Source organism: Pseudomonas sp. H1_A03 (assembly GCF_054685145.1).
On sequence record NZ_CP162829.1, the window covers coordinates 1,726,625 to 1,742,653 of the forward strand.

Genomic DNA, 16,029 nt, shown 5'->3' on the forward strand with positions numbered 1-16,029 from the left:
TAAAAAATTGTAGACATTTTTTTAAGCGATTGTGAACACTTGAGCCCTTGTATCCCGTGGCCTTAGACCAAAGTACGGCACTTTGGGGCCTTGACACCTGTGACTGCCCAGTCTTGTAGGGACTTTGCGACACGCGTATCCTCGGCGGTCCGTCGACCAACAGTAAAAGCGGAATGCCGATATGTCTGATTTGAAAACTGCCGCTCTCGAATACCATGCCCATCCTCGTCCAGGAAAGCTGAGTGTAGAGCTCACCAAAGCCACTGCCACCGCCCGCGACCTGTCGTTGGCCTACAGCCCTGGTGTTGCCGAGCCCGTACGTGAAATCGCCCGCGACCCTGAACTGGCGTACAAGTACACCGGCAAAGGCAACCTGGTTGCAGTGATTTCCGATGGCACCGCGATTCTCGGCCTGGGCAACCTTGGCCCATTGGCGTCCAAGCCAGTCATGGAAGGTAAGGGCGTGCTGTTCAAGCGCTTCGCCGGCATCGACGTTTTCGACATCGAAGTCGACTCCGAAAGCCCGCAGGCGTTCATCGACACGGTCAAGCGCATTTCCATCACCTTTGGTGGCATCAACCTGGAAGACATCAAGGCACCTGAGTGCTTCGAGATTGAAAAGGCCCTGATCGAACAGTGCGACATTCCGGTATTCCACGATGACCAGCACGGCACCGCGATCGTTACCGCAGCCGGCATGATCAACGCCCTGGAAATCGCTGGCAAAACCCTGGCTGATGCCAAGATCGTCTGCCTGGGTGCCGGCGCTGCGGCCATCTCGTGCATGAAGTTGATCGTGAGCATGGGTGCCAAGCTGGAAAACATCTACATGGTTGACAGCAAGGGCGTGATCCAGTCCGAGCGTACCGACCTGAACCAGTACAAGGCGATGTTTGCCCATCCTTCGTCCAAGCGCACCCTGGCTGACGCGCTCGACGGTGCAGACGTGTTCGTCGGCCTGTCCGGCCCGAACCTGCTGAGCGCCGAAGGCTTGAAGTCCATGGCGGCCAACCCGATCGTGTTCGCCTGCTCCAACCCGGACCCGGAGATCTCGCCGGAACTGGCGCATGCCACTCGCAACGACGTGATCATGGCCACTGGCCGTTCGGACTACCCGAACCAGGTCAACAACGTTCTGGGCTTCCCGTTCATCTTCCGTGGCGCCCTCGACGTTCGCGCCAAGCGCATCAACGAAGAGATGAAAGTGGCTGCTGCCAACGCCCTGCGTGAACTGGCCAAACTGCCGGTGCCTCAGGACGTGTGCGATGCCTACGGTGGCGCCAAGCTGGAATTCGGTCGCGAGTACATCATCCCGAAACCAATGGATAAGCGCCTGATCACCCTGATCTCCGATGCCGTGGCCAAAGCCGCCATCGAGACCGGTGTGGCTACCCTGCCGTATCCGAAGAACTACCCGCTGCAAAGCGTGGATGATGTGTTCAACGGCTAAGCCGTTGTAGCGCACCAACAAAAAGCCCCGGCTCTCGCGAGTCGGGGCTTTTTTGTGGCGATTCACTTGAGCCCTGTGGAGATCCAAGTGTGGGAGCGGGCTTGCCCGCGATAGCGATGGGTCAATCAGCTCATGTGGCGCCTGACACACTGCAATCGCGGGCAAGCCCGCTCCCACATTGGATCTGTTTCAGGCCATAAATCTCACTAGAACAGGTCGATCGGCGCTGCCTCATCCGCCGGCAGCGGGCTGCCCGGTACAACGCCATTGCCCAGCTCATTGACCGACGGCGGCGTGTCTTCGCTCTTGAACAGTTCGAAGTACGCATTCGGCGTGCTTGGCGATGCCGCGCGGCCGCTGACCGGATCGATGCGCAGGCTGAGGATGCCTTCCGGCTCAGGCTGCGTGTGCGGCGGCTTGTCCTTCAAGGCCGCGCCCATGTAGCTCATCCAGATCGGCAGTGCGACGGTGCCCCCGAACTCGCGGCGGCCCAGGCTTTCCGGCTGGTCATAACCGGTCCATACGGTGGTCACGTAGTCGGCGTTGTAGCCGGAGAACCAGGCGTCCTTGGACTCGTTGGTGGTACCGGTCTTGCCGGCGATGTCCGGACGGTTCAGCGCCAGTGCGCGGCGGCCGGTACCTTTCTTGATGACGTCTTCCAAGATGCTGTTGAGGATATAAGTGGTACGGCCGTCGACGATGCGCTCGGCGACTGCAGGCGTCTGGGGCTCAGCCGGAGTGCCGTTGGCCGCAGGCGTTGTGCCTGGGGTCGGCTCGATGGTGATGCCTCCGTTGCTCGGGGCTGCCAGGCCATCAGTCGCCGCCACGCCGTTGACCACATCCCCAGGCACGCGCGGTGGGTTGGCCGTGAACAGGGTGTCACCATTGCGGCTTTCGATCTTGTCGATCAGGTACGGCGCGATCTTGTAGCCGCCGTTGGCAAACGTGCTCCAGCCGGTGGCGATTTCCATCGGTGTAAGGGTCGCCGTACCCAAGGCCAGGGACAGGTTCGGCGGCAGGTCCGACTTGGCAAAGCCAAAGCGCGTCATGTAATCGATGGTCTTGCCCACGCCCATCGCCTGCAGCAGGCGGATCGACACCAGGTTACGCGACTTGTACAGCGCCTCGCGGATGCGGATCGGACCGAGGAACGTGTTGGTGTCGTTCTTCGGGCGCCAGACCTTGTCCAGGTACTCGTCGACAAACACGATAGGCGCATCGTTGACCAGGCTGGCGGCGGTGTAGCCGTTGTCCAGTGCGGCGCTGTAGATGAACGGCTTGAAGCTCGAACCGGGCTGGCGCTTAGCCTGGGTCGCACGGTTGTAGTTGCTCTGCTCGAACGCGAAGCCGCCGACCAGGGCGCGGATTGCACCGTTCTGTGGGTCCAGCGAAACCAGCGCGCCTTGGGCCAGTGGCACCTGGCTGAATTTGAGGCTGTCGTCCTTCTGGCGTTGCACGCGGATCAGATCGCCCACTTGCGCCACGTCCGAAGGCTGCTTAGGCATCGCGCCCATGCTGTTGGTATTCAGGAAAGGGCGCGCCCATTTCATGCTGTCCCACGCCACATGGGCTTCGCCGGTACGGGTCAGCACCTGCACGCCATCTTTCTTCACCTGGGTGACGATGGCCGGCTCCAGGCCGCTGATCGGGCGTTGTTTGCCAAGCTCTGTGGTCCAGGCGCTCAGCGTTTTGCCCGGCAGGCGCGATTCAGGGCCGCGGTAGCCATGGCGCTGGTCGTAGGTGATCAGGCCGGAATGCACCGCCTCATTGGCGATGTCCTGCAGGTTGCTCGGCACGGTGGTGGTCACGCGGAAACCTTCGGTGTAGGCCTCGCTGCCGTAACGGCCGACCATCTCGGCGCGCGCCATTTCGGCGATATAGGGTGCGTTCACTTCCGGCGTCGGCACGTGGTAGCTGGCGTTCAGTGGTTCGGCGATGGCGCTTTCGTAAGCGGCCTGGTCGATCTTGCCCAGCTTGTACATGCGCCCCAGGATCCAGTCGCGGCGTTCTTTGCTGCGCGCCGGGTTGGCCAGGGGGTTGAAGCGTGATGGGGCCTTTGGCAGGCCGGCAATCATGGCCATCTGCGCCAGGCTGGCATCACGAATTGACTTGCCGTAGTAGACCTGCGAAGCCGCCTCGATTCCGTAGGCGCGGTTGCCCAGGTAAATCTTGTTCACGTACAGCTCGAGGATCTCGTCCTTGGTCAACTGGCGCTCAATCTGCAGTGCCAAGAGGATCTCCGTGGCCTTGCGCGAAAAGCTGCGCTCGCTGGTGAGGAAGAAGTTCTTCGCCACCTGCATGGTGATGGTGCTGCCGCCGGATTGAATGTGTCCGCTTTTTACCAATTGTGTCGCCGCACGCACCAAGCTGCTGGGGTCGACGCCATAGTGGTTGGCAAAATTATCATCTTCGGCCGACAGCAAGGCGCTGATGAAATTGGGTGGAATATCGGCAAAACGAATCGGTGTGCGGCGCATTTCGCCGAACTCCGCGATTAATTTTTCATCGCTGCTGTAGACCCGCAAAGGAATCTGCAACTGGATACTTCTAAGAGCCTCTACGGAGGGTAAACCCGGACTAAGGTAGAGGTAGGCCCCGCTGAGCACGAGCAGCAGCCCGCAAACGATGGCGACAATGGAGTACCCGAAAAACTTCAGCAGACGAATCAAGGCTTTTGGATTTCCAGAGAAAAGAATGAGTTAGGCGTCGGGGCATGCATGGCAAACGATGGATCGACCCGAGCTGCAGATAAAAAGCGGGAAAAAACGCTGGGCATTAAAGCATTTTTCGACTTGGGGCGTCATTCGCGCCGGTTCAACAAGTCGACCGAATGCATGGTGCACAACGGCAATCAGGCGGTATGACAGACAAAGTTTTAGGGAGTTTTATGAGAAAGGGATTTTTCACGCGAAAAGCCGACACCTTGCTAGGTGTCGACATCAATGACACGACCATCCGGCTGATCGAGCTGGGTCGCTCAGTTTCGGGGTTCAACGTTCAAGGCTATGTTACACAGGCGTTGCCTGCGCACACGGTGGTCGACGGCACATTCCTCGATCTTGAGGGTGTAGGGCGCACCTTGCGCAGTGCGTTGTCGCGGTTATCGACGTCGGCCCGTGGTGCCGCCGCCTCTGTGGCCGGGCCTTCGGTGATCACGCGGATGATCGAAATGGAAGCGGGGCTCACAGACGATGAGATGACCTGGATGATCCAGATGGAGGCAGACCAGTACATTCCTTATCCATTGGATGACGTGGCCATCGACTTTCAGGTGCGCGGGCCGACGGCACTTGACCCAGGCCGTGTCGAGGTACTGCTCGCTGCATGCCTCAAGGATCAGGTGGAAGCCCGCGAGGCAGTTTTGGCCCTGGCGGGGCTGGTGCCGAAGGTGGTCGATGTCGAAGCGTTTGCATTGGCGCGCGCTTGCAGTCACGATTTCGCCAGCTTCACGCCGAGCCATCGAGTGGATAGTGCACAATGGGCCGTGGATGCCCAAGGGATGGGAATTGCTTGCGGGTTGGCCCTGAGGAGTTTCGCTTGAAGACACGAATCAACCTACTGCCTTGGCGCCAGGCGCTGGCAGAGCGGCGTCGCAAGAATTTGCTGGCGTGTTTGCTGGTGTTCGCTTGTGCGGCGCTGGCGACGGTGTGGCTGGCGGATCAGGTGATCGACCAAGCCATTGATCGTCAGGTGACTCGCAATGACCACCTGGGCAAGGAAATCACCGGCCTGGATTCACGCATCAAGACCATCGATGACCTGCAGGAGCAAAGCCAGCAACTGGCGCAGCGCATGAAAGTCGTGCAAGACCTGCACGATGCCCGCTCGAATGGTGCTCAGCTGTTGGATCAGTTGGCGCGTGCGGTCCCTGACGGTGTGCACCTGCATGAAGTGGTGGCGAAGGGCGATACGGTGAGTATCAGCGGCAGCGCTGAATCCAGCCAGGACATCGCCCAGTTGATGCGCCGCCTGGAGGCCGCGGAAGGCGCCCATTCGACGCGGCTGCAACATGTGCGGACGGATGGCGCGCGCGGCAACAATGAGTTCCAGCTGATGGTCCGTCAGGGAGAGTCCACCGAGGCTCAACCTTGAGCCTGCTGAGGCTCAATCTTTCTGCACTCACTCACAACGCTGCAAAATGGCCCTTACCCGGCAAGGCCCTGTTGGGCTGTGCGCTGGCGGGTCTGGTGTTTGTGGTGGGCGACCTTGCGTACCTGAGTCCTTCGCGGGCGCGGTTACATCAGGTCGAGGCGCGGGAAGTGGCCCTGCAGCAGCAAGTCGCACAAAAAACTGTCCTGGCTGCCAGCCTTGAGGCGCGCACGCAACAGCTTCAGTTGATGCAGGCGAAGGTCGATGAGCTTTTGCAGGCGTTGCCGAGCGAGTCAGAAATGCCCGGCTTGCTGGAAGACGTTGCGCGTCTGGCACTGGCCAATGGTTTGTTGGTTGAGAGCGTCACCCCGTTGGATGCGTTGTCTCGGCCGTTCTATCACGAACAACCTGTGCAGATCGGCGTCGCGGGCACTTATCACGACCTGGCGATGTTCCTGAGTGGCCTGGGTAACCTGTCGCGCATCGCCACGGTGCACGATGTGGCCTTTAGACGTGATGGCAAGCTTTTACGCCTTGACCTGCTGGCCAAGACTTACTGGCATGCCCAGGGCGGTGGGCGAGGCGGGCAAGGGCTGCCGTTTGTCTACGACTCATTGGGGCTGCGCGATCCTTTTCAATTGCTTGCCGTTCAGGTTGACCACGTGTCTGGTCGGCCAGCCCGCGCGCCAGACCTCGGCCGGCCACGTGGTGTACTGGAAAGCCTCCCGATGGAGCAGTTTGAAATGGTCGGCACGCTGTCCCGTGGGGTGCGAGCTTTCGCCCTGCTGCGTGCGGCATCCAAGGTGCACCGCCTGGCGGTCGGTGACTACCTGGGGCCGGACCATGGGCGGATCACTGCCATCCATGAACGTTACATAGAACTGGTCGAGCTGTTTCCTGATGGTCAGGGCGCCTGGCTCGAGCGCCCACGAACGCTGGTGTTAAACCTCAATTGATAATGGAATCAAGCAATGAAAAGGACTTTTTCGTCCGTCGGTGTGGCGCTATGGATAGCGTTCACGGCACCGATGGCTACTGCTGTGCCCAATCGTGTGGATCTGATCCAGTTGCCGCCTCCCGGCAGCGCCACGTCAAGCGCCTACACAGGCGACAAGCTGAACCTTAACTTCCAGAGCATCGAGTTGCGTACCGCGTTGCAGCAAATTGCCGATGTGGCAGGCCTCAACCTGGTAGCGAGCGACGACGTGCAGGGCTCGATCACGCTGCGCCTCAAGGATGTGCCCTGGGACCAGGCGCTGGACCTGGTATTGCAAGCCAAGGGATTGGATAAGCGGGTAAAGGCCGGCGTATTGCTGGTGGCGCCTGCCGAGGAGTTGGCCGCGCGTGAGCTGCTGACCCTTGAGTCGCGCAAGCAAATGGCCGAACTGGCGCCGTTGCGCCGTGAGCTGTTGCAAGTCAATTACGCCAAGGCGGCGGACCTGGCCAAGCTGTTCCAATCGGTCACGGGCCTCGAGGGCGTCACCGATGAGCGAGGCTCGGTGGCGGTCGATGATCGCACCAACAACATCATTGCCTACCAGACCGGGGAGCGGCTCGAGGAGCTGCGGCGGATCGTGGCTCAGCTGGATATTCCGGTGCGCCAGGTCATGATCGAGGCGCGGATTGTCGAGGCCAATGTCGATTACGACAAAAGCCTGGGCGCGCGCTGGGGTGGCCGGCTGAATCGCGGAAACTGGGGCGCGGGGGGTATCCCCAAGCCTCAGTCTGAGGGCGCGGAACCACCAGAGAACCCACCCAGCTCACCCTTTGTGGATTTGGGTTCGCTGACCGGCACCTCGGGCCTGGGCATCGCCTTTATCACCGATAACTTGCTGCTGGACCTGGAACTCACCGCCATGGAGAAAACCGGCAACGGCGAAATCGTCTCGCAACCCAAAGTGGTCACCTCCGACAAGGAAACCGCGCGCATCCTCAAGGGCACCGAGATTCCTTATCAGGAATCCAGTTCCAGTGGCGCCACTTCGGTGTCGTTCAAGGAAGCGTCGCTGTCGCTGGAGGTCACCCCGCAAATCACCCCCGACGACCGCGTGATCATGGAGGTCAAGGTCACCAAGGATGAGCCCGATTACCTGAACAAACTCAACGACGTGCCGCCGATCAAGAAAAACGAGGTCAATGCCAAGGTGTTGGTGAAGGATGGCGAGACCATTGTTATCGGCGGGGTTTTCTCCAATACCCAAAGCAAAGTGGTAGATAAAGTGCCATTTTTGGGCGATGTGCCGTATCTTGGCCGCCTTTTCCGGCGCGATGTGCTGGCGGAGAAAAAATCCGAGCTGCTGGTATTCCTGACTCCGCGTATTATGAATAACCAGGCGATTGCTGTGAGTCGTTGATTCTGTGCGAAATTTGATTCTTGTAGGACCGATGGGGGCTGGAAAAAGCACCATCGGCCGTTTGCTGGCCAAAGAGCTGCGCCTGCCATTCAAAGATTCCGACAAGGAAATTGAATTGCGCACGGGTGCCAATATCCCATGGATCTTCGATAAGGAAGGCGAGCTGGGCTTTCGTGACCGCGAGCAGGCGATGATCGCCGAGCTGTGTGGCTGCGATGGCGTGGTATTGGCGACTGGCGGTGGCGCGGTGATGCGCGACGAAAACCGCCGCGCGCTGCATGCCGGTGGTCGGGTGGTCTATCTGCATGCGTCAGTCGAGCAGCAGGTGGGCCGCACCGCCCGCGATCGCAATCGCCCATTGCTGCGTACGGCCAACCCGGAGAAAACCCTGCGGGACCTGCTCACGCTGCGCGATCCGCTGTACCGGGAGATCGCCGATCTGGTGGTGGAAACCGATGAGCGGCCCCCACGGATGGTGGTCCTCGACATTCTCGAGCGTCTGCAACGGCTGCCACCCCGTTAAAGCCGGGCCCGAAATGCGCTATTCTCGGCGGCGCGCTATCACCCTGCGGGGTGTGGCGTAGAGCCATCAGGTGATGTCAGATCTTGGCGTTGCCGGTCGTCAATACATCTCTAACGCGGGGACACATGCAGACACTTAAGGTCGATCTAGGCGAGCGCAGCTACCCGATCCATATTGGCGAAGGTCTGCTGGACCAGCCCGAGTTGCTCGCACCGCACATTGCCGGGCGGCAAGTGGCGATCATCTCCAACGAAACGGTCGCGCCGCTGTATCTTGAGCGTTTGAGCCGAAGCCTGTCGGCGTACTCGGTTATCTCTGTGATCTTGCCCGACGGCGAAGCCCACAAGAACTGGGAAACCCTGCAACTGATCTTTGATGGCTTGCTGACCGCACGCCATGACCGCCGCACCACTGTGATTGCTTTGGGCGGCGGCGTGATCGGTGATATGGCCGGCTTCGCAGCCGCCTGTTACCAGCGTGGCGTGGACTTTATCCAGGTGCCGACCACTCTGTTGTCCCAAGTCGATTCGTCGGTGGGCGGCAAGACCGGGATCAACCACCCGCTGGGCAAGAACATGGTGGGCGCGTTCTATCAGCCTCAAGCCGTGCTGATCGACACCGCGACCCTCAACACCCTGCCGCCGCGCGAGTTGTCGGCGGGCCTGGCGGAAGTCATCAAGTATGGGTTGATCTGCGACGAGCCGTTCCTGACCTGGCTGGAAGAACATGTAGACGCATTGCGCAACCTCGACCAGGTGGCACTGACCGAAGCGATTTCCCGTTCCTGCGCCGCCAAGGCGCTGGTGGTGAATGCCGACGAACGGGAGTCCGGTGTGCGGGCCACGTTAAATCTGGGCCACACCTTCGGCCATGCGATCGAAACGCACATGGGCTATGGTGTGTGGCTACATGGCGAGGCCGTGGCTGCTGGCACGGTGATGGCGTTGGAGATGTCGCAACGCTTGGGCTGGATCAGCGCCCAGGAGCGTGATCGCGGTATCCACCTGTTCCAGCGCGCCGGTTTGCCGGTCATTCCGCCTGAGGAGATGACTGAGGCGGACTTCCTCGAACATATGGCGATAGACAAGAAAGTGATCGACGGTCGACTGCGACTGGTGCTGCTGCGCCACATGGGCGAAGCGGTAGTGACCGACGATTATCCAAAAGAGATTTTACAAGCCACGCTGGGAGCGGATTACCGTGCCCTGGCTCAGCTGAAAGGTTAATCAGATCCCGATGACTAGTTTGCATGCCGACGAGGCGTTCCTCGGCCACTACCAGTTAAGCCACGACCCCTTTGCTCCACGGGTGCCTGGTTTCAAATTTTTCCCGGCCCAGCGCAAGCCGGTGCTTGGTCAGTTGCATCACCTCGCGCGCTACAGCCAACTGCTGCTGGTCGTGACCGGCCCGTTGGGCAGCGGCAAGACGCTGCTGCGCCAGGCCCTGGTGGCCAGCACCAACAAGCAATCGGTACAGAGCGTGGTGGTGTCAGCCCGTGGTGCCGGTGATGCGGCGGGCGTGTTGCGCCAGGTTGCCCAGGCGCTGGACGTGGCCACAGCCGAGCCGAACGCGATCCTCAAGCAGGTTGTGCAACTCGGTCTGACCGGCCAGGAAGTCTACCTGCTGGTGGATGACGCCGAGCAGCTTGACGAATCGGCGCTGGAAGCGCTGTTGGCGCTGGCGGCGGGCACGCCGGAAGGTCGCCCGCACGTGTTCCTGTTTGGTGAATCGTCGTTGATCGCCGACCTCGAGCAGATCAGCGGTGATCAGGAGCTGTTCCACGTCATCGAGCTGCAGCCGTACGAAGAGGAAGAAACCCGCGAATACCTGGCTCAACGCCTGGAAGGCGCCGGGGCGGGTATCGAACTTTTCTCCGCTGCGCAGATCTCTGATATTCACGAAAGCTCCGACGGCTGGCCTGGCAACATCAATCAGGTTGCCCGCGATGCCATGATCGAAGCCATGATTGCCAGCCGCACCGCGGTCAAGCGTCCAAAGATGGGGTTCACTATGCCTAAGAAGCACGTATTGGCGATTTCCGCCGTTGTCGTGGTCGCTGTAGCGGCTGCCTGGTTGATCCCGGGCCGCAGCAAAGCACCGACCACTGCCGGCGCGCCAACCGAACAGGCGCAGTTGCCACTGGGCAAGCCCACGCCAAACGTTGAATTTGCCAACTCCGGCCAACCGACCAACCTGCCGATGGTCGGCCAACCGGTAATGCGTGGCCCGCTCGCTGAAGAAGCGGGTGGCATTTCCGAAGGTGACGACGGTGTACCGGTGGAAGGTTCCAGCGCTACGCCGCCGACCGTGACCACCACCGCACCACCTGCGGGCGTGCCAGCGGGCCAGCCGGCTGCCAAGCCAACACCTGCGCCTACGGCGGTCGCCACTGCCAAGCCTGCGCCAGTGACCAAGCCGGTCACGCCAGCACCTGCCGCCAAGCCAGCTCCGGCTGCCAAGCCTGCTGAAAAACCAGCCGCCACCGTCGCCAAAGCCGGCGCCGCTGGCAGCAGCTGGTACGCCAGCCAGCCTACCGGCAATTTCGTGGTGCAGATCCTTGGCACCAGCTCCGAAGCCAATGCCCAGGCGTTCGTGAAAGAGCAGGGCGGCGAGTACCGTTACTTCAAGAAAGTGCTCAACGGCAAGCCTCTCTACGTGATCACCTACGGCAACTTCTCCAGCCGTGCAGCCGCAGATTCCGCGATCAAATCCTTGCCAGCGAAGGTTCAGGCTGGTAAACCTTGGCCTCGCACTGTTGCCAGCGTTCAACAAGAACTCGCAACAACTCGCTGAAGGTCCGGCGGCCTTACCCAGGCCGCCCTCCCGGCACCTCAAAAAAACGACAACAGCGTGCAGCCCTGAAGGCCGCGCGCTTTGTGGTGTCTGCGTCACGTAGCTTTTGAGTCGTAGCGGTCAGAATTAAAAAAGTTTTGACTAGCACAGCATATCGCTTTAAACCTTTCATAAATGCGACATAGATTTGCGACATTTCGTCGCTAAATTTGTGAGCGTCTGTGTCGGTGTGTACAATGACCTCCCTTTTGCCCCCGCTAAGCCGGCGTACGTCCGGCGTGGAAGGTAACCGGTTGAATTGAAAAGAAATTTGCCTCGGTATAAGAGGCAGCCTGGTGAGAAAGTGTCTATGAAAGCAGGTCTGTATCAACCCGATGAATTCAAGGATAACTGTGGTTTCGGCCTGATAGCCCATATGCAGGGCGAGCCCAGTCATACCCTTCTGCAAACGGCCATCGAGGCCCTGACCTGCATGACCCACCGCGGTGGGATCAACGCCGACGGCAAGACCGGTGACGGTTGTGGCTTGCTCATTCAAAAGCCCGACCAGTTCCTGCGCGCCATCGCCCAACAGCATTTCGCGGTCGACTTGCCCAAGCAGTACGCCGTGGGCATGGTGTTTTTCAACCAGGACCCGGTCAAAGCCGAGGCCGCTCGCGAGAACATGAACCGCGAGATCCTCGCTGCCGGCCTGCAACTCGTTGGCTGGCGCAAAGTGCCGATCGACACCAGCGTGCTCGGCCGCCTGGCCCTTGAGCGCCTACCGCAGATCGAACAAGTGTTCATCGCCGGCGACGGCCTGAGCGACCAGGACATGGCGATCAAACTGTTCACCTCGCGTCGTCGTTCGTCCGTGTCCAACGCCGCTGATACTGAGCACTACATCTGCAGCTTTTCGCACAAAACCATCATTTATAAAGGCCTGATGATGCCGGCGGACCTCACCGCCTTTTATCCAGACCTGAGCGATGAACGCCTGCAAACCGCAATCTGCGTGTTTCACCAGCGTTTCTCCACCAACACTCTGCCGAAATGGCCGCTGGCCCAGCCATTCCGCTTCCTCGCCCACAACGGCGAGATCAACACCATCACCGGCAACCGCAACTGGGCCGTGGCCCGTCGCACCAAGTTCGCCAACGATTTGATGGATTTGGAAGAGCTCGGCCCGCTGGTCAACCGCGTAGGTTCCGACTCTTCCAGCATGGACAACATGCTCGAGCTGATGGTCACCGGCGGCATCGACCTGTTCCGTGGCGTGCGCATGATCATTCCGCCAGCGTGGCAGAACGTCGAGACCATGGACCCCGATCTGCGGGCATTCTATGAGTACAACTCGATGCACATGGAACCGTGGGACGGCCCGGCTGGTGTGGTAATGACCGACGGCCGCTATGCGGTGTGCCTGCTCGACCGTAACGGTCTGCGCCCGGCGCGTTGGGTCACCACCACCAACGGTTTCATTACCCTGGCGTCGGAAATCGGCGTGTGGAACTACAAACCGGAAGACGTCATTGCTAAAGGCCGCGTAGGCCCTGGCCAGATACTCGCCGTGGACACCGAAACCGGGCAGATCCTCGACACCGACGCCATCGACAACCGTTTGAAGTCCCGTCACCCCTACAAGCAATGGCTGCGCAAGAACGCCCTGCGCATCCAGGCGACCATGGAAGACAACGACCACGGTTCGGCTTTCTACGACGTCGACCAGCTCAAGCAGTACATGAAGATGTACCAGGTCACGTTTGAAGAGCGCGACCAGGTGCTGCGTCCGCTCGGTGAACAAGGCTACGAGGCGGTCGGCTCCATGGGCGATGACACGCCAATGGCCGTGCTGTCCCAGCGCGTGCGTACGCCGTACGACTATTTCCGCCAGCAGTTCGCCCAGGTGACCAACCCACCGATCGACCCGCTGCGCGAAGCCATCGTGATGTCCCTGGAAGTGTGCCTCGGTGCCGAGCGCAATATCTTCCAGGAATCGCCTGAGCACGCCTCCCGCGTCATCCTCAGCTCGCCTGTGATTTCCCCGGCCAAGTGGCGCTCGTTGATGACCCTGGATCGCCCAGGCTTCGACCGCCAGATCATCGACCTGAACTACGACGAAAGCCTCGGCCTTGAAGCTGCTGTGCGCAACGTCGCCGACCAGGCCGAAGAAGCCGTGCGCGCCGGTCGTACCCAAATCGTGCTGACCGACCGTCACATCGCGCCGGGCAAGCTGCCGATCCACGCCTCCCTGGCGACCGGTGCGGTACACCACCGCCTGACCGAAAAAGGCCTGCGTTGCGACTCCAATATTCTCGTGGAAACTGCCACCGCCCGCGACCCGCACCACTTCGCGGTGCTGATCGGTTTCGGCGCCTCGGCGGTGTACCCGTTCCTCGCGTACGAAGTGCTGGGTGACCTGATCCGCACCGGTGAAGTGCTGGGCGACCTCTATGAGGTGTTCAAGAACTACCGTAAGGGCATCACCAAGGGCCTGTTGAAGATCCTGTCGAAGATGGGCATTTCCACCGTCACCTCGTACCGTGGCGCTCAATTGTTCGAAGCCATCGGCCTGTCCGAAGAAGTGTGCGATTTGAGCTTCCGTGGCGTGCCAAGCCGCATCAAGGGCGCGCGTTTCGTCGACATCGAAGCCGAGCAAAAAGCCTTGGCAGCCGAAGCCTGGAGCGCGCGCAAGCCGATCCAGCAAGGCGGCCTGCTCAAATTCGTACACGGTGGCGAATACCACGCCTACAACCCGGACGTGGTCAGCACCCTGCAAGCCGCCGTGCAGCAGGGCGACTACGCCAAGTTCAAGGAATACACCGCGTTGGTGGATAACCGCCCGGTGTCGATGATCCGTGACCTGTTCAAGGTGAAAACCCTGGACACGCCGCTGGCCATCAGTGAAATCGAGCCGCTGGAGTCGATCCTCAAACGCTTCGACTCCGCTGGTATTTCCCTGGGCGCCTTGTCGCCTGAGGCTCACGAAGCCCTGGCCGAAGCCATGAACCGCCTGGGCGCGCGTTCCAACTCCGGCGAAGGCGGCGAAGACCCGGCGCGCTACGGCACCCTCAAGAGCTCGAAAATCAAACAGGTGGCGACCGGCCGTTTCGGTGTAACCCCGGAATACCTGGTCAACGCCGAAGTGCTGCAGATCAAGGTTGCCCAGGGCGCCAAGCCCGGTGAGGGCGGCCAACTGCCCGGTGGCAAGGTCAACGGTTTGATCGCCAAGCTGCGTTACGCAGTGCCGGGCGTGACGCTGATCTCGCCTCCGCCGCACCACGACATCTACTCGATTGAAGATTTGTCGCAGCTGATTTTCGACCTGAAACAAGTCAACCCACAGGCCCTGGTCTCGGTGAAGCTGGTAGCAGAAGCCGGCGTGGGCACCATCGCCGCTGGTGTGGCGAAGGCCTATGCCGACCTGATCACAATCTCCGGCTACGACGGCGGCACCGGCGCATCGCCGCTGACCTCGATCAAGTACGCCGGCGCACCGTGGGAACTCGGCCTGGCTGAAACCCACCAGACCCTGCGCGGCAACGACCTGCGCGGTAAAGTCCGTGTGCAGACTGACGGCGGCCTGAAAACCGGCCTCGACGTGATCAAGGCTGCAATCCTCGGTGCTGAAAGCTTCGGCTTCGGCACCGCGCCAATGATCGCGCTGGGCTGCAAATACCTGCGCATCTGCCACCTGAACAACTGCGCCACCGGTGTGGCGACGCAGAACGAGAAGCTGCGCAAGGACCACTACATCGGCACCGTCGACATGGTGGTGAATTTCTTCACCTACGTCGCCGAAGAAACCCGTGAGTGGCTGGCCAAGCTGGGCGTGCGCTCCCTCGAAGAGCTGATCGGCCGCACCGATCTGCTGGACATTCTCGAAGGCCAGACCGCCAAGCAAAACCACCTGGACCTGACGCCGTTGTTGGGCAGCGACCACATCCCGGCAGACAAGCCACAGTTCTGCCAAGTGGACCGCAACCCGCCGTTCGACAAAGGCCTGCTGGCTGAAAAGATGGTCGAAATGGCCGGCGGCTCGATCAACGACGCCAGCGGTGGCGAATTTGCCCTGGATATCTGCAACTGCGACCGCTCCATCGGCGCACGCGTCTCCGGCGAAATCGCGCGCAAGCACGGCAACCAAGGCATGGCGAAGTCGCCAATCACCTTCCGCTTCAAGGGCACTGCGGGCCAGAGCTTTGGCGTGTGGAACGCCGGCGGCTTGCACATGTACCTGGAAGGCGACGCCAACGACTACGTGGGCAAGGGCATGACCGGCGGTAAGCTGGTGATCGTTCCGCCTAAAGGTAGCGTTTACAAGACCCAGGACAGTGCCATCATCGGCAACACCTGCTTGTACGGCGCCACCGGTGGCAAGCTGTTCGCCGCCGGTACCGCCGGTGAGCGTTTCGCCGTGCGTAACTCCGGTGCTCACACCGTGGTGGAAGGCACTGGCGATCACTGCTGCGAGTACATGACCGGGGGCTTTGTCGCGGTACTGGGCAAGACCGGTTACAACTTCGGTTCAGGCATGACCGGCGGTTTTGCCTACGTGCTCGACCAGGACAACACCTTCGTCGACAAGGTCAACCACGAATTGGTCGAGATCCAGCGGATCAGCGGCGAAGCCATGGAATCCTATCGGAACCACTTGCAGCACGTGCTGGACGAGTACGTTGAGGAGACCGGCAGCGAATGGGGTCGTAACCTCGCCGAAAACCTCGATGATTACCTGCGTCGTTTCTGGCTGGTCAAGCCCAAGGCTGCCAACCTGAAATCGTTGCTTTCCAGCATCCGTGCCAACCCGCAGTGATATGCGCCTGAAGAGTTTGATGAGG

The 16,029-nt window shown here is 60.6% G+C and carries 10 protein-coding genes and 1 pseudogene; 10 read left to right on the top strand and 1 reads right to left on the bottom strand.

Annotated elements, in window-relative coordinates:
- Nucleotides 1-181: 181 nt before the first annotated feature.
- Nucleotides 182-1,450: a malic enzyme-like NAD(P)-binding protein gene (locus AB4O35_RS07995; protein WP_049710409.1), complete on the top strand. Its 1,269-nt coding sequence runs from the start codon at nucleotides 182-184 to the stop codon at nucleotides 1,448-1,450.
- A 206-nt stretch (nucleotides 1,451-1,656) separates the two neighbouring features.
- Here the strand turns inward: AB4O35_RS07995 and AB4O35_RS08000 are convergent, their stop codons facing one another.
- Nucleotides 1,657-4,116, bottom strand: a complete 2,460-nt coding sequence (locus AB4O35_RS08000; RefSeq protein WP_371915017.1) for a penicillin-binding protein 1A — start codon at nucleotides 4,114-4,116, stop codon at nucleotides 1,657-1,659.
- A gap of 51 nt (nucleotides 4,117-4,167) precedes the next feature.
- On the opposite strand from AB4O35_RS08000, the gene AB4O35_RS08005 reads away from it, so the two are divergent.
- The 9 genes and pseudogenes from AB4O35_RS08005 to gltB all read left to right on the top strand — a co-directional run bounded on the left by AB4O35_RS08005 (nucleotide 4,168) and on the right by gltB (nucleotide 16,004).
- Entirely contained in the window at nucleotides 4,168-4,314 is a 147-nt protein-coding gene (locus tag AB4O35_RS08005; RefSeq protein ID WP_175403000.1) for a hypothetical protein, read from the top strand.
- 23 nt (nucleotides 4,315-4,337) lie between these two features.
- On the top strand, nucleotides 4,338-4,991 hold the full coding sequence (gene pilM / locus AB4O35_RS08010) for a type IV pilus biogenesis protein PilM (RefSeq protein WP_065875730.1): 654 nt from the start codon (nucleotides 4,338-4,340) through the stop codon (nucleotides 4,989-4,991).
- Nucleotides 4,988-5,542, top strand: a complete 555-nt coding sequence (locus tag AB4O35_RS08015) for a PilN domain-containing protein (protein WP_065875729.1) — start codon at nucleotides 4,988-4,990, stop codon at nucleotides 5,540-5,542. Before pilM ends, AB4O35_RS08015 begins: the two co-directional genes overlap by 4 nt.
- On the top strand, nucleotides 5,539-6,495 hold the full coding sequence (locus tag AB4O35_RS08020) for a pilus assembly protein PilP (protein WP_065945569.1): 957 nt from the start codon (nucleotides 5,539-5,541) through the stop codon (nucleotides 6,493-6,495). The genes AB4O35_RS08015 and AB4O35_RS08020 overlap by 4 nt, the downstream gene beginning before the upstream one ends.
- 141 nt (nucleotides 6,496-6,636) lie before the next feature.
- Nucleotides 6,637-7,893: pseudogene (locus AB4O35_RS08025) on the top strand (type IV pilus secretin PilQ); the annotation flags it as partial.
- A gap of 4 nt (nucleotides 7,894-7,897) precedes the next feature.
- Nucleotides 7,898-8,416: a shikimate kinase AroK gene (gene aroK, locus AB4O35_RS08030; protein ID WP_010213757.1), complete on the top strand. Its 519-nt coding sequence runs from the start codon at nucleotides 7,898-7,900 to the stop codon at nucleotides 8,414-8,416.
- Between the two features lie 125 nt (nucleotides 8,417-8,541).
- Nucleotides 8,542-9,642, top strand: coding sequence for a 3-dehydroquinate synthase (gene aroB, locus AB4O35_RS08035; protein ID WP_065875726.1), 1,101 nt, complete (start codon nucleotides 8,542-8,544; stop codon nucleotides 9,640-9,642).
- Between the two features lie 10 nt (nucleotides 9,643-9,652).
- The gene (locus AB4O35_RS08040) at nucleotides 9,653-11,209 is read left to right on the top strand and encodes an SPOR domain-containing protein (RefSeq protein WP_065875725.1); all 1,557 of its coding nucleotides are present in this window, start codon (nucleotides 9,653-9,655) and stop codon (nucleotides 11,207-11,209) included.
- Between the two features lie 349 nt (nucleotides 11,210-11,558).
- Nucleotides 11,559-16,004 (top strand): glutamate synthase large subunit, encoded by a 4,446-nt coding sequence (gene gltB / locus AB4O35_RS08045; protein WP_065875724.1) that lies wholly within the window; start codon nucleotides 11,559-11,561, stop codon nucleotides 16,002-16,004.
- The last annotated feature ends 25 nt before the right edge of the window (nucleotides 16,005-16,029 follow it).

Coding starts and splice junctions, on each gene's coding strand:
- AB4O35_RS07995 (WP_049710409.1), top strand. CDS start 182: ATGTCTGATTTGAAAACTGCCGCTCTCGAATACCATGCCCATCCTCGT.
- AB4O35_RS08005 (WP_175403000.1), top strand. CDS start 4,168: ATGGCAAACGATGGATCGACCCGAGCTGCAGATAAAAAGCGGGAAAAA.
- pilM (WP_065875730.1), top strand. CDS start 4,338: ATGAGAAAGGGATTTTTCACGCGAAAAGCCGACACCTTGCTAGGTGTC.
- aroB (WP_065875726.1), top strand. CDS start 8,542: ATGCAGACACTTAAGGTCGATCTAGGCGAGCGCAGCTACCCGATCCAT.
- AB4O35_RS08040 (WP_065875725.1), top strand. CDS start 9,653: ATGACTAGTTTGCATGCCGACGAGGCGTTCCTCGGCCACTACCAGTTA.
- gltB (WP_065875724.1), top strand. CDS start 11,559: ATGAAAGCAGGTCTGTATCAACCCGATGAATTCAAGGATAACTGTGGT.